Genomic DNA, 20,735 nt, shown 5'->3' on the forward strand with positions numbered 1-20,735 from the left:
CGAGATCTACCCCGCACTGCTCACCGCGGGCGTCCGGGTGAACAGGTGCTACGACATCGAGGACGCCGAGCTCCTCCTCCTCGGTCACGAGGGCCGCCTCGGCGAACCCCGCTCGGCCGCGGCAGCCTGGGCCCGGCTGCACAACGCCCCCGTGCCGGACGACCCTCCCCCCAGAGCCGCGGCCCCCGGCGCCCAGGACTCCCTCTTCGAGCCCTCCCCCGTGACGTCCCTCCCCTTCGACGCGCTCCTGGAGGTGTATGCCGCCCAGCAGCGAAGACACGGCGCCGCCGAGCACCCCGGCAGGATGCGGTTGCTCACGGCGGCCGAGTCGGCGGGGATGCTGGTGGCCGCCGAGATGAACGTGGCGGGCCTGCCCTGGCGCGCGGACGTCCACCACGCCCTGCTCACCGAGCTCCTGGGCGAGCGGTATGCGGGCGGCGGCAGGAACGCGGGCGCGACCGAGCCCCGCCGCCTCGCCGAGCTCGCCGACGAGATCTCCGCCGCCTTCGGCCGCCGCGTCCGCCCCGATCTGCCCAGCGACGTCATCAAGGCGTTCGCGCAGGCCGGAATCCGGGTCAAGTCCACCCGGCGGTGGGAGCTGGCGGAGATCGACCACCCGGCCGTCCGCCCCCTCATCGAGTACAAGAAGCTGTATCGCATCTGGACGGCGCACGGCTGGAGCTGGCTCCAGGACTGGGTGCGCGAGGGCCGCTTCCGTCCCGAGTACACGCCGGGCGGCACCGTCAGCGGCCGCTGGACGACGAACGGCGGCGGCGCGCTCCAGATCCCCAAGATCATTCGCCGTGCGGTGGTCGCCGACCCCGGCTGGCGGCTCGTGGTCGCCGACGCCGATCAGATGGAGCCGCGGGTCCTCGCCGCGATCTCTCGCGACCGCGGCCTGATGGAGGTCGCCGGGAGCCACGAGGATCTGTACACCCGCCTCTCGGACCGCGCGTTCTCCGGCGACCGCGACCACGCCAAGATCGCCCTGCTCGGCGCGGTGTACGGCCAGACGTCGGGCGACGGCCTGAAGAACCTGGCGGCACTGCGCCGCAGATTCCCGGCCGCCGTCGCGTATGTCGACGACGCCGCGAAGGCAGGCGAGGAAGGCCGGCTCGTACGGACCTGGCTGGGCCGGACGAGCCCCCCGGCGGCCGGGGCGGAGGATTTCGACGAGGCGGGCATCCCGCAGGAGGACCCGGCCGATCTCCCCTCCAGGGACGGCGAGTTCACTCCGGGCTATGCCTCCACCAACACCCGCGCCCGCGGCCGCTTCACCCGTAACTTCGTCGTCCAGGGCAGCGCGGCCGACTGGGCCCTGCTGATGCTGGCCGCCCTGCGCCAGTCCATGGCCGCGGCCGGGCTCCGCGCCGAACTCGTCTTCTTCCAGCACGACGAAGTCATCGTGCACTGCCCGCAGGAGGAGGCCGAGACGGTCGCTGCGGCCATCCGCGCCGCCGGTGACCTGGCGGGGCGCATCACGTTCGGCGAGACGCCGGTGCGTTTTCCGTTCACCGTCGCCGTCGTGGAGTGCTACGCGGACGCGAAGTAGCCCCGCGGCGACACCGGTTCAGCCCTCCGTACAGCCGTTGGTGGATTTGTTCCTCCGTACAGCCGTCGGTGGATTCAGCCCGCCAGCAAGCCCTTCAGCTCGCCGACCACCTCGCTGCTGTCCGTGCCGTCCAGCGCCGCCAGCGCCGACCGCCACTGCTCGTACGCCTCTTCGGCGCGCCCCTGCGCGTGCAGGAGGAGCCCGAGCTGGTGGCGGGCCAGGCCCGCCATGTGGGCGTCGGCCCGCTGCTCCGCACGCTCGAGGAGGTCCGCGCACTCGCGCGCCGCGTCGCCCGGCCGCGACACCTCGCGCAGTGCGCGGACCATGCCGAGGCGCACCTTGGACTCGTTGTGCCAGTCCTCGGCCACGCCGTGGATGCGCAGGCTCTCCTCGAAGTGCGTGAGCGCCACGTCGGGCCGGCCGAGGAGGAGGTAGACGCAGCCGATGTCGCAGTGGGCTTCCTGCCGGACGCCGGCGTGGCCGAGGGCCTCGCCGAGCGCCAGGCTGCGCTCGTGGTAGTCGAGCGCGGTGTGCGCGTCGCTGTGCTCGTAGATGCTGCCGAGGTGGCTGAGCGCGAACGCCTCGCTCAGCGGATCGCCCAGGGCCTTGGCCAGCTCCAGGCTCTGCCGCAGGGCCTCAATGGACTCCTCGTAGCGGCCTAGGGCTTCGAGGAGGAGGCTGCGGTTGAGTACGGCGCGGTGGACGAACGACATGAGGTCGAGTTCGCGCCACAGGTCCAGGGCCTCGTCGATCAGGGCGAGCGCGGTGCTGCTGCGCCCCGACACGTAGTTGAGGCCCGCGAGGTCGGTGAGGGCCTGCGCCTCGGCCGCGGTGTCGCTCCAGTGGCGGGCCGCGGTCACCGCGAGCCGGTTGAGCAGGTCGGCCTCGGCGAGCCGGCCACGGCGCTTGAGGTAGGAGAAGAAGCAGCGGACGAGGACGGGCAGCAGGACGGATTCGCGGCCGTGGCGGTCGGCGAGAGCGATGACGTTGGTGAGTTCCGTGTCGCCCCAGGCGAAGGCGTCGTCGGAGGACATCGGCGCCGCGGCGGGGACCGGGGAGCCGTCGGCGGTGTGCCGGGGCCGCAGCCGGTCGTCGACGCCCATCATCCGGTCGTCGAGGTCCAGGCCCGCGGGCATGATCGCCACCACGGTCTGCCGCGCCGACTCCGCGTACCAGTGGAGCGCCGAATCCACGACGTACGCCGCGCCCGCCTCGTCCTGGTGGGCGGCCTCGCGTGCGAAGTCGCGTACGAGGTCGTGCGGGGCATAGCGGCCGTAGGCCGTCTCGTCCAGCAGCGCGACGTCGACGAGCCGGTCGAGCGCGGCCCCCGCGCGCCACTCCTCCACCCCGAGGAGGCGGGCCACGAGCGGGACTCCGTACGCCGGGAGGTCAAGCGCGCCGATCGCGGCGAGGGCCGCGGCGGCGTCCCGGTCGGACTCGCGCTCCGATGTGCGCAGCGCGTCCAGGGCCACGGCGAGCGAGCGCCGCACGCTGAGGTCGTCGTGCTCCAGGTGATGCAGCCGCCCGCCGCTTACGGTGAGGAGCTCGGCGAGGGCGTCAGGGGTGAGAGCGCGGCGGGCGGCGAGGCGGGCCGCGATGATCCGCAGGGCGAGCGGCAGCCGCCCCGCGAGCTCGACCAGGGGGTGCCCCGCGTCGAGCCCCGAACGCCCGGACACGGCGCGCAGCAGGGCGATGCTGTCCCCCTCCGAGAGCGGCTCCAGCGGGAAACGTCCCGCGCCGTCGAGCGCGGTGAGCGGAGAGCGGCTGGTGACGATGACCGCACAGCCGGGTCCCCCGGGCAGCAGCGGGCGCACCTGCGCCGCGGTGGCCGCGTCGTCCAGTACGAGCAGGGTCCGCGTTGGCGCGAGCAGCGAGCGCAGCAAGGCGGCTGCGGCATCCGGATGGCCGGGGCTGTGGCTCGACTCGACCCCGAGATCCCGGAGCAGGGCGGCGAGGGCCTGGTCGGAGGTGAGGGGCGCCATTCCCGGCGTGGCCCCGCGCAGATTGACGTACAGCTGCCCGTCGGGGAAGTGCTCCCGCAGGCGGTGCGCCACATGCAGGGCCAGCGCGCTCTTGCCCACACCGGCCATTCCGGACAGCACGGCGACGGGCGGTACGACACCGCTGTCGTTCTGCTCCGCTCTGGTCAGCAGCCGGGCCAGGGAGCGCATGACGTCTTCGCGGCCGGTGAAGTGGGGCGGGGACGGGGGGAGTTGTGCGGGGCGGGTGGTGGAGGGGGATGTGGGGGTGGGGGTGGGTGCGGGGGCGGTCGTGGGTTCGGCCGGGGCTGCGTCTGCCGGGGCGGGGGCGTCGGGGTGATCGGGCGTGCGGGCCGCCGGGGCATCCTGGACCTCCGAGGCATCCCGGGCCGCCGGGGTCTCCCGGACCGCCAGGGCCTCCCGGACATCCCGGACCTCCCGGACCCCCCGGACCGCCGGGTTCGCGTCGTCCGGACCTGCGCCGCCGGAAGCTTCGCCCACCCCCGCGCCGGGTCCCGCCAACGCCGCCCCCGCAGGCTCCTGAAGCACCTCGCGATGCGCTTCCCGTACCGCGGGGCCGGGCTCCACGCCCAGCTCCTCCACCAGCCTGCGGCGCAGCTCGCGGTGGACGGCCAGGGCCTCTGCCTGGCGGCCCGTACGGTGCAGCACCAGCATCAACTGCCGGTGGAACGCCTCCCGCAAGGGATACTCGGCGACCAGTTCCGCCAGCTCCGGCACGAGCCCGCCGCCACCGGCCCCGATCGCGAGCTCCGCGTCGTAGCGCAGCTCGAGGGCGAGCAGCCGCGCCTCCTCAAGGCGCGGTACGAGCGCGTGCCCGGCGGCGTCGGCGGGCAGCCCGCCCAGCGGAGTGCCGCGCCACAGGCCGAGCGCGGCGGACGCGGAGTCCGCGCAGAGCCGCCAGTCACGTTCCGCGTGCGCGGCCCTGGCCTGCGTCACCAGCTGCTCGAAGACCCGTACGTCCAGCTCGCCGTCGGCCACCCGCAGCCGATACCCCGGAGGGATCGCCCGCAGCCGCTCCGGATCGTCCAGGAGCCGGCGCAGGCGCGTGACGTGGTTCTGGAGCGAGGCGTGCGCGGATGCGGGCGGTGCGCCGCCCCACAGTGCGTCCTTGAGGGCGTCGACGGAGACCACCCTGCCCGGTTCGAGCAGCAGCGCGGCCAGCAGGGCGCGCCCTTTGGCGCTCTGTACGGGCTGCGGCTCGCCGTCGGCGTCGTACACGGCAGGCGCACCCAGGAGGCCGAACCGCAACCCGTCGCACCGCACGTCCACGCCATCTCCCGCCAACTGTTGGCCACATGTTAGCGATCGGTTGGCGGCCCCTGATGGGATCTCTACATCGGGCCCGGCCCCGCCGGTACTCGCGCCAAGCGCGTAACTCGGGGGAGTGTCACCGTTGCGGCCGGGCCCGCTCAGTTTCTGCGCAGCATCCTCAACTTCCTTACGGGGTGGGGAAGTTGGGGTGCTCGCGGAATCGGGGTCCTCGCGTACGGGTCACCTAGTACGCGCGCCGCCCGCCGCAACCGCGCGGGACACACCGGCACACGATCCCCGGCGACATGCACCCGCTTCCGGATTCCGGCACCAGGTGCTCACCGATCGCCCACCATTCGCTCACGCCGACGAAGCCGCTCCGTGCGGGCCTGGCCTGCCTTGGCCTGCCTGGACCTGCCTGGACCTGCCTGGACCTGCCCTCGGCGACGTACCGCGGCGGTATCCCACGGCAACCCCATCGGTAACACCTGCGGGCGACGCCTTTCAACCCTCCGGCATGCCCCACTACCGGTTTCACCCCTCCTACCCACCCTCACCCTCGCCCGACGGCACCCGCACCGTGAACACCGCCCCTTCCCCCGGCGTGCTCCGCGCCGTCACCGTCCCGCCGTGCCCCTCCACCAGCTGCCGGACGATCGCGAGGCCGAGCCCGCTGCCGCCGGTCGCCCGCGTACGGGACTTGTCCGCGCGCCAGAAGCGATCGAAGACGTGCGGCAGGTCGGCGGCCGTGATGCCGCTGCCGGTGTCGGCCACCTCCACCACCACGGCGTCGAGCGTGGCCCGGCAGCTGATCGTGACGCTGCCGCCCTGCGGGGTGTGCCGGATCGCGTTGGAGACGAGGTTGCCGATGGCCTGCCGGAGCCGCAGCGGATCGGCGGTGAAGCAGGGATCGCCGAGCGTTGTCGCGCTCAGCCGTACGCCCGCCGCCTCGGCCCCCGCCTGGTGCGCCGCGGCGACCTGGTCCACGACGTCGGACGCGTGCACGGGCTCGCGGTGCAGCCGCAGCGTACCGGCGTCGGCGGCGGCGAGATCCTGGAGGTCGTTGACGATGTGCTGGAGCAACACCGCCTCTTCGAGGAGCGAGGTGACGAGCTCCGGATCGGTGGCGACCACGCCGTCCTCGGCCGCTTCGAGCCAGCCGCGGATATTGGAGAGCGGCGTACGCAGTTCGTGCGCGACGTCGCTCACCATGGCCTGGCGCTGCTCCTCGAGGGCCTTGCGGTGTGCGGCCATGTCGTTGAAGGCGTCGGCGAGCTGGCGGATCTCCCCCGCCGATCCCGCCGAGCGCGCCGTGACGGGCTCGGTCGGCCCGCCCGTCTTCATCCGCTGGGTGGCGGCGGTCAGCGCCCGCAGAGGCCTGGTCAGCCGGGTCGCGGCGAAGGCGGTCACGGCGACCGTCACCGCGAGGATGCCCGCCGAGAAGCCCGCGAGCCGCGTGGTGTTGGCCGCGGAGAGGCTGAACCCCCGGTTCTCGTCCGCGCGGGCCGCCGCGGCGCGCGAACCGTCGGAGCTGGTGACAAAGAGGAGCGCGGGCGCGGACACGTACGCCCCGAGCTGCTCGCGCCGTGCGCTTGCGACGCAGGCGGCGGTCTTGGTGTCGTACTCGTTGCCGATGCGGATGACGCCGCCGGACGGTTCGACGGGGGCCTCGGATTCCGAGGGGGTAGCCGAAGGCGTGTCCGCGGGCGTGCCCGAGGGCGTGTCCGACGGGGTACTGGTGGGCGCGGGCTTCAGCCTCTTGGCGGAGTCGCCGGGAACCGCGGGAACGGCGCCGCTCTGACCGCCTGCCACCGCCTCCGGCTTTCCCGTCTCGGTGGGGATGTAGCGCCCGGACCTGCGGTCGAACACCCCCACCGACTGCCACCACGTCAGGTCGAGCCCGATCTTGACGGGCGGCGCGTCCCCGCGCCGCAGGCAGGCGTTGGTGAGCTCGTTGAGCCGTTGCAGCGCCTTGCTCTCCGTACGGGTGGGCATGTCGAGCTCGTAATTGCGGCAGCTGGAGTCGAGGATCTCGGACGGGTCGTTGGGGGCCTCGACGCGCGGCCGGCCGCTGGCTCCCTGGACGGCGCGGGCGGAGACCCCGAGGTCGTGCATGCAGGCCACGACGCTCGCGGCCACCTTCGCCAGCTGTTTCCGCTCCGTGCCCGGCAGCCGGAAGGGCCCGACCGCGCGCGGATCGATGCGGTCCTGTCCCCCGCTCTCCGCGTCCGTGCGCCCGCCTCCGGCGGTCAGCGCCCCGTCGACGGCGAGCGGATCGACGACGGCCGATGCCTTGGACGGCAGCTCGGCACCGGCAGCGCCCTTGCCGGCCCCGCTGCGGGAGTCGGCGATGACGACACGGTCCTGCGTGGTCAGGGCGATGCGCCGCCCGGTCTGCTTGGCCAGCTCCCGCACGGTCTTGCGGGCGTCCCGCCAGCCGGGCGAGGCCGCCGCGAGGCCGAGCAGTTCGTCGTAGACCCGCGCGTCGTCGGCGAGGACCTGCCCCTGCTCCTGCCGGATCGCGCCGGACGTCGTCTGCGCGGCGAGCCAGGCGGTGGCGGCGATCGAGACCACGGAGACGAGCACGGAGACGGCGAGCAGCCGGGTCAGCAGGCTCTTGCGGAACGGTATGTCACGCGCCACGCCGCGCCGCCGCTCCCACGGCCGGCTCTGCGGCCGGCCCCGCGGCGGCCCCCACGGCCGCGCCGAACGCCGCACCCGTGAGCTTGTACCCGACGCCGAAGACCGTCACGAGATGGCGCGGCCTGCGCGGATCTTCTTCGATCTTCTTGCGCAGATTGAGTACGTGTACGTCGACGGTGCGCACGGATATGTACCCCGACGACCCGTGGATACGATCAAGCAGCTGGGGCCGCGTGAACACCCGCTCGGGCTCCGCGGCGAGGGCCGCGAGCAGCTCGAACTCCCCCGGCGTGCACTCGACGAGCCGCCCGTCGACGGTCACCTCGTGCCGCACCGGATCAACGGCGAGCCCGCCCGCCCGCAAGACGAGCGGCACGGCGTCGGCGCTCTCGACGACCGGATGATGCGTGCCGCGGGCACGCCGCAGCAGCGTACGGACGCGGGCCATGAGCTCGCGCGGACTGTACGGCTTGGTCAAATAGTCGTCGGCTCCGAGATCAAGGCCGAGCAGCAGATCGTCTTCGGTCGTCCGGGCGGTGAGCATCAGAATCGGAATCCCGGCTTCGCCCTCGCTCCCGCCCCGCAGGACGCGCGTGACGCCGAGCCCGTCGACCCGCGGCATCATCACGTCGAGCACGAGCAGGTCCGGCGGCCTGCGCCGCACCTCGTCGAGTGCGGCGCGGCCGTCGTGGACGACGGCGACCGTGTGGCCTTCGTGTTCCAGATAGCGGCGGACCAGCTCGGCCTGCTTCTCGTCGTCCTCCGCGACCAGGACAAATGCGCACATGGCGCTGAGCATAAGCGGCCCGGCCGACCGCTGACGGAATCCGTATAGCGGCCTAACAGGATCCTCATAAGTCCCGGCAGCCCACCTAGGCCTCGTGCGGCACGACCACCACCTGAAACTCATCTTCATAGACAACCCGCCCCGGATCCGACGACCGCACGGTCCGGCACTCGACGCCATGCGCCTCCAGAATCTCCAGATACCCGGGCACGCGCTCGATGAGATGAGTGGCGGTCACCTTGAACCAGGCCACGGCGCACGGGTTGACCTGGTGGTCGTAGACAGCGGGGTCGACGGTCGAGGGGTCCGGGTAGGCGTTGTCGTACCAATCGTTGTTGGTACGCCGGAACAGCTCCTGCTCGGCGGTGAGCTTCCCCTCCCGGGCAAGCCCGTTCACCAGCCCGAACACCCCGGTGAAATGGCCGCGTTGATGACGCGTGGACGACTGGAAGCGAACATACGACTCTGCATCTCCACTCATCACGGCATCCTCGCATCCCCCCTCACCCACCCCAGAGGGACCTCAACCGCCAAAGCAAAAGCCCCAGGTCACGGCGAGTGAGTCCTGGGGCTTCAGCAGAGCCGCCTTCGGGATTCGAACCCGAGACCTACGCATTACGAGTGCGTTGCTCTGGCCATCTGAGCTAAGGCGGCACGCGTCCCGCACCTATGGTGCGATCAGCAGCGACGCCAAGTCTACACAGTTTCCGGGGGTGCTCCGTACACCCCCGGTCTGCGGCCCTCCGGCGCCCGCGTCACCCCTGTGAGCAGCGCTTTCCGTCGTCCGGGGCCTTGCCTTCCAGCAAGTACGCGTTGATCGCCGAGTCCACGCAGTCGCTGCCGCGCCCGTACGCCGTGTGGCCGTCCCCCTCGTAGGTGAGCAGCTTGCCGGAGGAGAGCTGGTCGGCCAGGGACTCGGCCCAGCGGTAGGGGGTGGCCGGGTCGCGCGTCGTGCCGACCACCACGATGGGGGCCGCGCCGTCCGCGGTGATGCGGTGCGGCTTCCCCGTCGCCTTCACCGGCCAGTACGTGCAGTTCAGCGAGGCCCAGGCCAGGCCCTCGCCGAAGAGCGGCGAGGCCTTCTCGAAGTCCGGGACCGACTTCTTGGCGTCGGCCGCCGACTCGAAGGCCGGGGGCAGGTCCAGGCAGTTCACGGCGGCGTTGGCGAACATGAGGTTCGCGTACGAGCCGTCGCCCTCACGCTCGTAGTAGCTGTCCGAGAGGGCGAGGAGGCCCGCGCCGTCCTTGTCCTTCATCGCGGCGGTCAGCGCCGTGCGCAGCTGGGGCCAGGCCGCCTCGTCGTACATCGCGGCGATCACGCCCGTCGTGGCGAGCGCCTCGCCGAGCTTGCGGCCGTCGGAGTCGCCGGCCGGGATCGGCGTACGGTCCAGGTCGCCGAAGAACGACTTGAGGCGCTTGCCCGCGTCCTCCTCGCTCTGCGTGCCCAGGGGGCAGTCCGGCTTGCTCACGCAATCCTTCGCGAACGACTGGAACGCTGTCTCGAAGCCCGCCGTCTGGTCGCGGTTCATGCGGCGCGCCGGCAGCGACGGGTCCATCGCGCCGTCCAGGACGAGGCGGCCCACGCGGTCGGGGTAGAGCCCGGCGTACGTCGCCCCGAGGAACGTGCCGTACGAAGCGCCCACGTAGGTCAGCTTCTTGTCGCCGAGTGCCGAGCGCAGGACGTCCATGTCGCGGGCCGCCTCGACCGTGGAGACATGCGGCAGCACCTTGCCGGAGCGCTTCTCGCAGCCTGCCGCGAACTTCTCGAAGGAGTCCGAGAGGGCGGTGACCTCGCGCTTGTCGTCCGGCGTGACGTCCGTCTGTGTGTAGGCGTCCATCTGCTTGCCGTCGAGGCAGGTGACGGGCTCGCTGCGGGCCACGCCGCGCGGGTCGACCGCGACCATGTCGTACTGGGCGCGCACCGCTTCGGGGTAGCCGAGGGCCGCGTACGTCTGGAGGTAGCCGATCGCCGAGCCGCCGGGGCCGCCCGGGTTGACCAGGAGCGAGCCCAGGCGCTTGCCGGGCCCGGTGGCCTTCTTCCGGGAGACCGCGAGCTTGATGGCCGGGCCGTCCGGCTTTTCGTAGTCCAGCGGCGCCTTCATCGTGGAGCACTCGAAGCCGGGGACGCCGCACTCGCGCCAGTTCAGCTTCTGTCCGTAGTACGGGGACAGCTCCTTGGGGGTGGCGCGCGGCAGCGCCGCCATGGACGCGTCCGCCGTCGAGCCCCCGGCCGAGCAGCCGGAGACGAGCAGCCCGGCGGCCATGGACGCGGCCAGGAACGCGGTCGCGGGGGTGCGGAGTCCTCTGATGCGCATCAAACGAGACTAACGGTACGCATCGGATCAGTGACGCATAGTGCACTTATGGGTGACCGCGTCAACCCTGAGGGCGGCCGCGAGGCCACGACCCGGGTCCCGGCCCCCTAGCCCGCTCGCAGCGCCATCGTCATCGCCTCCACCGCCAGCAGCGGCGCCACATTGCGGTCCAGCGCGGTGCGGCAGGCGCCGATCGCCTCGATGCGGCGCAGCGTCGACTCGGGCGATGTGCCGCGCGCCAGGCGCTCCAGCATGTCGAGCACCTCCGTGTTGGCAAGCGCCACGCGCGAGCCCAGCTGGAGGGTGAGCACGTCGCGGTAGACACCGGTGAGCTCGATGAGCGCGAGGTCGAGACTGTCGCGCTGGGTACGGGTCCTGCGGCGCTTCTGGCGGTCCTCCAGCTCCTTCATGACGCCCGCCGTGCCGCGCGGCATCCGGCCGCCCTTCTCCGCGCCGAGCGCCGCCTTCAGGTCGTCCGTCTCCTTGACGTCGACCTCCTCGGCGAGCTGCTTCGCGTCGTCCCCCGCCGTGTCGATCAGCTCCTGCGCGGCCCGGAGACAGCCGCCGACGTCCTCCACGCGCAGGGGCAGCTTGAGCACGGCGGCACGGCGCTCGCGGGCCTTCGGGTCGGTCGCGAGGCGGCGGGCACGGCCGATGTGGCCCTGGGTGGCGCGCGCGGCGGCAGCGGCGATGTCCGGCTCGATGCCGTCACGGCGGACGAGGACGTCCGCGACGGCGTCCACCGGAGGCGTACGCAGCGTCAGATGGCGGCAGCGGGAGCGGATCGTGGGCAGCACGTCTTCGAGGGAGGGCGCGCAGAGCAGCCATACGGTGCGCGGGGCGGGCTCTTCCACGGCTTTCAGGAGGACGTTGCCCGCGCCCTCGGTGAGGCGGTCGGCGTCCTCCAGGACGATGACCTGCCAGCGCCCGCCCGCGGGAGACATCTGCGCCCGCCTGACCAGCTCACGGGTCTCCTTGACGCCGATGGACAGCAGGTCCGTACGCACCACTTCGACATCGGCGTGCGTGCCGACCAGGCTCGTGTGGCAACCGTCGCAGAATCCGCAGCCGGGGGCGCCGCCGAGCGCGCGGTCCGGGCTGGTGCACTGGAGCGCGGCGGCGAAGGCACGGGCGGCGGTCGCCCGGCCGGAGCCGGGCGGTCCGGTGAACAGCCAGGCATGCGTCATCTTCGACGCCTCGGGCTGCGGGGCGCCCGTGGCCACGGCGGTGACCAGGGCGTCGGCGTCCCGGGCGGCGGCACCGAGCTGCTCGCTCACCCGCTCCTGGCCCACCAGGTCGTCCCATACGGTCATCGGTCACCGCCTCCGCCCTGCGCACCCGCGTCGCTCGTCACGCTGTCGAATTCATTGTGGAGCACGCCACTGACAACGCGGGCCACGCTCACGCCACCGGGGTCAGCGCCCGTTCCGTCCGCCCCGCCCGTTCCGTCCGTTCCGCCCCCGGCCGTCCTCGTCGGCGCCGTCTTCGTCCCGCGAGCCGAGCAACTCGTCCGCCAGCGTGGGCAGATCGTCCAGCGGAGTCTCCTCCGCCCAGTCCGAGCGCGGCCGCTGCCGCGGCTGCCCCTGCTCGTCGACCTGGGGCAGCTCACGGGTGCGGTCGTTGCCGCCGCCGGACGAGGAGGCGGGCCGCTCGTCGCGGAAGTACCCCGGCGGCACCTTGTCCTCCTGCACGGCGGGCAGGACGGCCGTCTCGTCGGCGGCTCCCGGCACGGGAGGCTGCGGGATGACCTCGGTCTCCTCCGAGCCCGACGCGTCCCGTACCTGCGGGAGCACCGCGGTCTCGTCGGCGGCGGAAGACTGAGCCGGAGTCGGCCGAGCCGGAGCCGCGCCGGGCCGCAGCGCGTCGGGATTCACGACGGGCGTGGGCACGGTCGTCTCGTTGTCCGGCACCGCGTCCGCAGGCGAATCGGACGGAGCCGCCGCCGGCTTCGCCCCCTGCTTCGGGGCCTGCTTCGGATCCCGCTTCGGAGTCGGCTTGGGCGCCGGAGTCGACGCGGCCGCCGACGTAGCGGTCGAAGCCGCCGCCGCGGCAGCCGCCGAAGCCGCGGCAAGACGCCGCGCCTCCTCGGCCCGCAGCAGCGCCTCCTCGGCCTTGCGCTGCTTCTCGACGCGCCGCGCCTCGGCCTCGGCCCGCAGCCGCGCCTCTTCCTCCGCCTCGCGGCGGCGCCGCTCCTCCTCGGCCGCCCGCACCTTCTCCTCGGCGAGCAGGCGTGCCTGCTCCTCCTCGGCCCGGCGCTTGGCCTCCTCGGCGCGCTGCCTGGCCTCCTCGGCCTGGCGCTCGGCCTCGCGGCGCTGCGCCTCCTCCAGCTCACGGCGCTTGCGCTCCTCCTCCTCGGCGCGGAGCTTGGCGAGCTGCTCCTGGCGCTCGCGCTCGAGCCGCTCCTCCTCGGCCTTGCGGCGCGCTTCTTCCTCGGCCTTGCGGCGGGCCTCTTCCTCGGCCGCCCTGCGGGCCTCCTCCTGCGCCTTCACCTCGGCCTCGGAGAGCGGCAGCATCAGGTCGAGCCGGTGCCGGACCACGGTCGTGACCGCCTCCGGCTCCTGGGCTGCGTCGACCACCAGATACCGACCGGGGTCGGCCGCGGCGAGCGTGAGGAAACCGGACCGCACGCGCGTGTGGAACTCGGCGGGCTCCGACTCAAGACGGTCGGGCGCCTCGGTGAACCGCTCGCGGGCGGCCTCCGGGGACACGTCGAGCAGCACCGTCAGATGCGGCACGAGACCGTCCGTGGCCCACCGGGAGATCCGGGCGATCTCGGTCGACGACAGGTCGCGCCCCGCGCCCTGGTACGCCACGGAAGAGTCGATGTACCGGTCGGAGATGACGACCGCGCCCCGCTCGAGGGCCGGACGTACGACCGTGTCGACGTGCTCGGCGCGGTCGGCGGCGTACAGGAGTGCTTCGGCGCGGTGCGAGAGACCGGCGGACGACACGTCGAGCAGGATGGACCGCAGCCGCTTGCCGACCGGAGTCGCGCCCGGCTCGCGCGTCACGACGACCTCGTGGCCCTTGGCCCTGATCCACTCGGCGAGCGCCTCGGCCTGCGTCGACTTGCCCGCGCCGTCGCCGCCCTCCAGGGCGATGAAGAAGCCCGCGGAGGCGATCGCCTGCTTCGGGTCGTCGCCGCCGCGCAGCGCGTCCCGCAGGTCGTGCCGCAGCGGCACGCCCTGCCGGTCGTCGATCTTGGCGAGGACCAGTGCGGCCACCGGCAGGAGCAGCGCGCCCACCAGCATCAGCGTGAACGCGGCGCCTCCGTGGTCGAACACGAACTTGCCGTTGACGAAGCGGTGCGGGCCGATCGCCGCCGCGACCACGGGGGCCACCAGCGCGCCGACCGCGACGAAGAGGCGTACGACCGCCTGGAGGTGTTCCGTCGTGCGCGCCCTGCGGTAGTCCTCGACCTCCTGGTCGAGCAGTGCGTGCCCGGTGTGCGCGGCGATGCCCGCGGCCACTCCGGTGAGCACCAGGAGCAGCAGCACGGTCGTCACGTCGGGCACGAGGCCCGCGGCGAGCAGCGCGACGCCGGTGAGGGCGATCGCGAGGGCGAGCAGCCGGCGGCGCGGGAGCGTGGGCAGCAGGGACGGCGCGGTGCGGATGCCGACGGCGGTGCCGCCGGTCAGCGCGAGAACGATCAGGCCGTACGTGACGGGCCCGCCGTCCAGGTCCTTGGCGTGCAGCACGGCGACGGCCACGGCGGCGGCGACGGCTCCGGCGATCGCGGCGCAGGCGGCGACGAGTAGCGGGATCGCGCCGGTGCGGCCCTTGTCGGCGCCGCTGCCGGTGCGCGGCCTGCGCAGCCCTTCGAGCGGGCTACGCGCGCGTGGCGTCTGCGTGGCGGGAAGTTCGAGGAAGTAGACGATCGAGAGCGCTGCGGCGAAGAGGCCCGCGGCGACGAACGAGGCGAGCCCCGCCTGGTGCAGATCGAACCAGTCGAGCCCGGCGCCGAGGAGGTTTCCGACCAGCGTGACGGCGACGAGCACGGCGGCCGCGAGGGGCAGCGCCAGGAATCCCGTACGCAGCGACAGGCGCCGCAGGGCTTCCATGTGGTCCGGCAGCGGCCGTACCGTCGCGCCCTCCAGGGGCGGGGCGGGCAGCAGCGCGGGCGCCGCGCTCTCCCGGCAGACGGTCCAGAAGCGCTCGGCGACACCGATCACGAAGGCGGTCACGAGCAGCACCGCGAGCGCGTTGTCCGGGGTCCAGTCGATCCACAGCGGCGCGACGATCAGCAGCGCGGCCCGCAGGCCGTCCGCGACGACCATCGTCCAGCGCCGGTCGAGGGGCCCGTCCGGTGACGTGATGGAACTCAGCGGCCCCAGAAGCACCGCCCCGAAGAGCAGCGTCGCGAGGACGCGTGCCCCGAAGACAGCGGTGACGGCGAACGCCACCCCTCGATAGCCGCCCCCGAACGCCCCCTCGGCGATGGCCGCTTGCAGCGCGAGCACCACCAGGACAAGGAGGGCGAGGGCATCGCCGACACCGCCCACGAGCTGGGCGCCGTAGAGGCGCTTCAGCTGGGGCACGCGCAGCAAGGCGCGGACAGCACGCTCTCGGGAATCTGCGACCAGGGCGTCGTCGGGGGCCGGGTTTCCGACCGTTGGCTGCTCGGCACGCGTCATCCGTCCAGCCTATCTGGAGGGCCGGACACACCGAAGGGGCGCCCGAACAAATGGACGCCCCTTCAGTTCACACGTTCACAACACCCGCACAGGGCGCCGCACGCGACGGCCTACTCGGAGTCGGACGCCTTGGCGGCCGAAGCAGCCGTCTTCTTGGCGGCGGCCGTCTTCGTAGTGGTCTTCTTCGCGGCCGTCGTCTTCTTGGCGGCCGTTTTCTTGGCCGCCGTCTTCTTTGCGGCGGTCTTCTTCGCGGGGGCCTTCTTCGCCGCCTTCTTGGCGGTCTTCTTGGCCGGTCCCTTGGCGCGCTTCTCGGCGAGCAGTTCGTAGCCCCGCTCGGCGGTGATGTCCTCGACGCTGTCGGCGGCCCGCAGCGTCGCGTTCGTCTCGCCGTCCGTGACGTACGCCCCGAAGCGGCCGTCCTTGACGACGACGGGCTTACCGCTGACCGGGTCCTCGCCGAGCTCCTTCAGCGGCGGCTTGGCGGCGGCCCGCCCGCGCTGCTTCGGCTTGGAGTAGATCTCCAGGGCCTCTTCCTGCGTGATGCTGAAGAGCTGCTCCTCGGTGTCGATGGACCGAGAGTCTGTGCCCTTCTTCAGATACGGGCCGTAGCGGCCGTTCTGCGCGGTGATCTCCACGCCTTCGGCGTCCGTCCCGACGACGCGCGGCAGGGACATCAGCTTCAGGGCGTCCTCAAGCGTCACCGTGTCGAGCGACATGGACTTGAAGAGCGAGGCCGTGCGCGGCTTGACCGCGTTCTTGCCGGTCTTCGGGGTGCCCTCGGGGAGCACCTCGGTGACGTACGGGCCGTAGCGGCCGTCCTTGGCGATGATCTCGTGGCCCGACGTCGGGTCGGTGCCGAGCGCGAAGTCACCGCTCGGCTTGGCGAGCAGCTCCTCGGCGTACTCGACGGTCAGCTCGTCCGGCGGCAGGTCGTCGGGCACGTCGGCGCGCTGGTGGCCCTCCGCGTCCTTCTCGCCGCGCTCGATGTACGGGCCGTAGCGGCCGACGCGCAGCAGGATGCCGTCGCCGACCGGGAAGGAGGAGATCTCCCTGGCGTCGATCGCGCCGAGGTCGGTCACCAGCTCCTTGAGCCCGCCCAGGTGGTCGCCGTCGCCGTTGCCGGCGCTCGCGGCGGACCCCGCGTCCTCGCCCTCGCCGAAGTAGAAGCGCTTCAGCCACGGCACGGCCTGCGCCTCGCCCCGCGCGATGCGGTCGAGGTCGTCCTCCATGCGTGCGGTGAAGTCGTAGTCGACGAGCCGCCCGAAGTGCGTCTCCAGGAGGTTGACCACGGCGAACGACAGGAAGGACGGCACGAGGGCCGTGCCCTTCTTGAATACGTAACCGCGGTCGAGGATCGTGCCGAGGATCGACGCGTACGTCGACGGGCGGCCGATCTCGCGCTCTTCGAGCTCCTTGACCAGCGAGGCCTCGGTGTAGCGGGCCGGCGGCTTGGTCGCGTGGCCGTCCACCGTGAGCTCGTCGGCGGTGAGCGCGTCGCCCTCGCTGACCTGCGGGAGCCTGCGCTCACGGTCGTCGAGCTCGGCGTTCGGGTCGTCTGCGCCCTCTACGTAGGCCTTCATGAAGCCGTGGAAGGTGATGGTCTTGCCGGACGCGCTGAACTCGGCGTCGCGGCCGTCCGCGGCGGTGCCGCCGATCTTGACCGTGACGGAGTTTCCGGTCGCGTCCTTCATCTGGGAGGCGACGGTCCGCTTCCAGATCAGTTCGTAGAGGCGGAACTGGTCGCCGGTCAGGCCGGTCTCGGCGGGCGTGCGGAAACGATCACCCGAGGGGCGGATCGCCTCGTGCGCCTCCTGCGCGTTCTTGACCTTGCCGGCGTACGTACGGGGCTTGTCCGGCAGGTAGTCGCTACCGTACAGCTGCGTGACCTGCGCGCGGGCGGCGGTGACCGCCGTGTCGGACAGCGTCGTGGAGTCCGTACGCATGTAGGTGATGAAGCCGTTCTCGTACAGCTTCTGGGCCACCTGCATGGTGGCCTTCGCGCCGAAGCCGAGCTTGCGGCTGGCCTCCTGCTGCATCGTCGTCGTACGGAAAGGGGCGTACGGCGAGCGGCGGTAGGGCTTGGACTCGACGGAGCGGACCGCGAAGCGGGTGTTCTCCAGGGCCGCGGCGAGCGCCCTGGCGTTGGCCTCGTCCAGGTGCAGGGTGTCGGACTTGAGCTGTCCGACCGAGTTGAAGTCACGGCCCTGCGCGATGCGCTTGCCGTCGACCGTGGTGAGGCGCGCGACCAGCTGCGAGGGGTCGGACGCGTCGCCGGTGCGGCCGGTGCCGAAGGTGCCCGTCAGGTCCCAGTACTCGGCGGAGCGGAAGGCGATGCGCTCGCGCTCCCGCTCGACGACGAGACGGGTCGCCACGGACTGGACACGGCCCGCCGACAGGCGCGGCATGACCTTCTTCCACAGGACCGGCGAGACCTCGTAGCCGTACAGGCGGTCGAGGATGCGGCGGGTCTCCTGGGCGTCGACCATGCGCTTGTTGAGCTCGCGCGGGTTGGCGACGGCGCCCTGGATCGCGGCCTTGGTGATCTCGTGGAACACCATGCGCTTGACCGGGACCTTGGGCTTCAGGACCTCGAGGAGGTGCCACGCGATGGCTTCGCCCTCGCGGTCCTCATCGGTGGCGAGGAAGAGTTCGTCGGAGTCCTTCAGCAGGTCTTTGAGCTTCTTGACCTGCGCCTTCTTGTCGGAGTTGACGACATAGATGGGCTCGAAGTCGTTCTCGACGTCCACGCCGAGGCGGCGCACCTCGCCGGTGTACTTGTCGGGGACCTCCGCGGCGCCGTTCGGGAGGTCGCGGATGTGCCCGACGCTTGCCTCGACTACGTAGCCGGGGCCGAGGTAACCCTTGATCGTCTTCGCCTTGGCAGGCGACTCGACGATGACGAGTCGGCGGCCGCCCTTTGCGGTCTCGCTGGTCGGGGACAACTTCGCTCTTCTCTCCGGTCGGTACTCGGTGGCCGTGGTGCGTGGCCTCGCTCGGTGCGCTTGCGTTGCGCTGACGCTGCGGAGTGTGACGGTACATCCCGCCCCCGTGTCAAACGGGAAAAGCCCGCAACGGCCACTCGAACGGTAACCCGACTACCGCCATTCCTGCCGCCCGGAGTGGCGACCCGCCCCTTCACCACGGGGTTCACCACCCCCTTCACCCCGGGCGCCGGGCCTACGGCCCGTATCGCGCCGCGGCCACCGACCGCTTTTCGGTCACATGCGAGTGAAACACCACACTCCGAGCACCAGTGCGGCCGATCCCGCGAGCGCGGCGAGCGTCGCGGATGCGACAGGGCTCACACCCTCGGCGACGGGCGCGCGGTGTGCCACGCGTGCCCCGGTCCACAGCAGCAGTCCCGCTCCGAACAGCGCGAATACGGTGCCCGCGAAGATTGCCGGTCCGCTCTCCATGTCATTGCCTCCCCGTACTGAGTTCCCGGGTTGGGAAACTGACACGTCCGGGAAGCCGGGGCGCGAACCGCGGGTGAACGGACGGCGCCCGGCCTGAATCACCGCCCGATACCGGGCACAACTCGACCGGAACCGGTCACCCCGGAGCTGGTCCGCACTGTCCACCGTCTCGCTGTACGTCCAGCGGCTTCCGGTGTACGTCCGGCGCTCGCCGACGCCCGTCCATCCCACCCAGAACGGGGGACAGATGTCCCCGAAACGTACGAGACACGCCGTACGCGTACCGCCAACGGCCCGGCAGCGGGGCTTTCGGCGGCCTTTACGGGCCGGGCGGGCCTCGGGTGGCGTCTACGAGCCGACAGGACCTCCGGCGGCGGCTACGAACCGGCCGGCTCCAGGAAGCCCTGCTCGACCAGGAGCCTGATCTGCGCGGGCGTACGGTCCCGCAGCAATACGGGGTCCTCGCCGACCAGTTGCGCGATCGCGTCGAGGATGCGCCCGGCGCTCAGCGTGCCGTCGCACACACCGGCGAAGCCCGCGCCCACCGTGTCCACCTTGGTGGCCCGCCGCATCCCGCGGTGCTGGCGCAGCACGACATGCTCCGGGTCCTCGGCGCCGGGCAGTCCGACCTGCTCCTGCACGACCTCGGCCGCGAGCTTGAAGTGCCCGGCGAGCAGCGCGGCGTCGTCGTGCGCCCGCAGGAAGTCCTGCCGCGCGAAGTGCTCCCGGACCGTCTCGCCGAGCGGCTGTTCGACGGGGTGCGGCCACTCCTCCACGGTCACGGACGGCTCGGCGGCGCTTGACCCGGCGCCCGATCCGGCACCGGCCTTGCGCAACGTGATCCACCCGAAGCCGACCGCGCGCGTCTTGCGGGCCTCGAACTCGTCGAGCCACGCGTCGTACCGCGCCGCGTACTCCTCCGGATCCGTCCGGTGGTCACCGGCGTCCCGCAGCCACAGCTCGGCGTACTGCGTGACGTCCTGCACCTCGCGCTGCACGATCCACGCGTCGCACCCGCGCGGCACCCAGGACCGCAGCCGCTCGGTCCACTCCTCCCCCTCCACGTGCTGCCAGTTGGCGAGGAAGTGCGCGTATCCCCCTTCGTTCAACCGCTCCCCCGCCTGCTGAACGAGCGACCGGCACAGATCGTCCCCGCCCATCCCGCCGTCGCGGTAGGTGAGCCGCGCGCCGGGCGAGATCACGAAGGGCGGATTGGACACGATCAGGTCGTACTTCTCCTCGCCCACGGGTTCGAAGAGGGAGCCTTCCCGCAGGTCGGCATCGGGTGCGCCGGACAGCGCGAGGGTGAGCCGCGTGATGTGCAGCGCGCGGGGGTTGAGGTCGGTCGCGGTCACCCGGGTCGCGTGCTGTGCGGCGTGGAGCGCCTGGATCCCGGAGCCGGTGCCGAGGTCGAGAGCGCTGGCCACGGGCGTACGCACGGTGAGGCCCGCGAGCGTCGTGGACGCCCCGCCCACGCCGAGTACGACCCCTTCCTCATGGCTGCCGATGCCACCGGCGCCGCCGACGGCGCACCCCAGGTCCGAGACGATGAACCAGTCCTCGCCGTCCGGTCCGCCGTAGGGCCGCACGTCCACGGTCGCCTTCAGCGCACCCTCGCCGTCCGCCGCGGACAGCCAGCCGCTCTCCTGGAGAGGCCCGACCGGCAGCACGGCCGCCACGCGCGCGTGCGGCACGGAACGCTGCAACAGGAAGAGGCGTACGAGGGTCTCCAGCGGCCCCTCTCCACGGGTGGCCCGCAGCGCGGGCACGGTCTCGCTGCGGGCGAGCGCCGTGTAGGCGGGCGCCCCGAGGAGCTCGAGCAGCCCGTCAGCGGTGAAGTCGGCCGCCAGCAGGGCTTCCCGCAACTGAGCGGAGACGTCGGCACGATCGGACGAGGGCAGGGGGGCGCTAGCAATACTCACCCAGTCATTGTGACCCGTTCACGCCGGTATCCACCGCCGCGGACGAGCGTTCCGCAGGACGGCCCCCACCCCACCCTGCCCTCCCTGCTGTGGGCAGGCGTTCCGCAAGGCGGAACGGGTGGGCACAGCCCCAAGGCCGCCGGGCCCATCCAGACGCAACGCTGCCCCGGCGCCGGGGGGTAGTCCCCCAGGCTCCGGGGCAACGCACCAAAGAA

Annotated in this window: 11 protein-coding genes and 1 tRNA gene; 1 reads left to right on the forward strand and 11 read right to left on the reverse strand. The window is 72.4% G+C overall.

The features are described 5' to 3' along the window. Positions 1-1,552, forward strand: a 1,552-nt coding sequence (locus tag ACQKIP_RS01500) for a bifunctional 3'-5' exonuclease/DNA polymerase (protein WP_427741882.1), incomplete at its 5' end; no start/stop codon positions are given. A 74-nt stretch (positions 1,553-1,626) separates the two neighbouring features. On the opposite strand, the gene ACQKIP_RS01505 is transcribed toward ACQKIP_RS01500, so the two are convergent. From ACQKIP_RS01505 to ACQKIP_RS01555, 11 genes are all read right to left on the reverse strand, one after another. Beyond that, a complete protein-coding gene (locus ACQKIP_RS01505) occupies positions 1,627-4,821 on the reverse strand; it encodes an AfsR/SARP family transcriptional regulator (RefSeq protein ID WP_365858913.1) in 3,195 nt (1,064 codons plus the stop codon). A gap of 525 nt (positions 4,822-5,346) precedes the next feature. Continuing rightward, entirely contained in the window at positions 5,347-7,446 is a 2,100-nt protein-coding gene (locus tag ACQKIP_RS01510; RefSeq protein WP_365858915.1) for a sensor histidine kinase, read from the reverse strand. Next, positions 7,436-8,233, reverse strand: coding sequence for a response regulator transcription factor (locus tag ACQKIP_RS01515; protein WP_365858917.1), 798 nt, complete (start codon positions 8,231-8,233; stop codon positions 7,436-7,438). The genes ACQKIP_RS01510 and ACQKIP_RS01515 overlap by 11 nt, the downstream gene beginning before the upstream one ends. Positions 8,234-8,318: 85 nt before the next feature. Next, entirely contained in the window at positions 8,319-8,714 is a 396-nt protein-coding gene (locus tag ACQKIP_RS01520) for a hypothetical protein (RefSeq protein WP_365858919.1), read from the reverse strand. 99 nt (positions 8,715-8,813) lie between these two features. Then, a tRNA-Thr gene (locus ACQKIP_RS01525) sits at positions 8,814-8,887 on the reverse strand. Between the two features lie 101 nt (positions 8,888-8,988). Beyond that, positions 8,989-10,548 (reverse strand): alpha/beta hydrolase, encoded by a 1,560-nt coding sequence (locus tag ACQKIP_RS01530; protein WP_365858921.1) that lies wholly within the window; start codon positions 10,546-10,548, stop codon positions 8,989-8,991. Between the two features lie 107 nt (positions 10,549-10,655). Further along, entirely contained in the window at positions 10,656-11,861 is a 1,206-nt protein-coding gene (locus ACQKIP_RS01535) for a DNA polymerase III subunit delta' (protein WP_365858923.1), read from the reverse strand. Positions 11,862-11,963: 102 nt separating this feature from the next. Next, positions 11,964-15,182, reverse strand: a complete 3,219-nt coding sequence (tmk, locus tag ACQKIP_RS01540; RefSeq protein ID WP_365858925.1) for a dTMP kinase — start codon at positions 15,180-15,182, stop codon at positions 11,964-11,966. A gap of 110 nt (positions 15,183-15,292) precedes the next feature. Further along, positions 15,293-18,124, reverse strand: coding sequence for a type I DNA topoisomerase (gene topA, locus ACQKIP_RS01545; protein WP_365858927.1), 2,832 nt, complete (start codon positions 18,122-18,124; stop codon positions 15,293-15,295). Between the two features lie 276 nt (positions 18,125-18,400). Next, a complete protein-coding gene (locus tag ACQKIP_RS01550) occupies positions 18,401-18,598 on the reverse strand; it encodes a hypothetical protein (RefSeq protein ID WP_361190972.1) in 198 nt (65 codons plus the stop codon). Between the two features lie 377 nt (positions 18,599-18,975). Next, entirely contained in the window at positions 18,976-20,520 is a 1,545-nt protein-coding gene (locus ACQKIP_RS01555; protein ID WP_365858929.1) for a class I SAM-dependent methyltransferase, read from the reverse strand. Positions 20,521-20,735 lie beyond the last annotated feature (215 nt).

The organism is Streptomyces sp. NPDC059900, from assembly GCF_050270335.1.
Classification (GTDB): domain Bacteria; phylum Actinomycetota; class Actinomycetes; order Streptomycetales; family Streptomycetaceae; genus Streptomyces.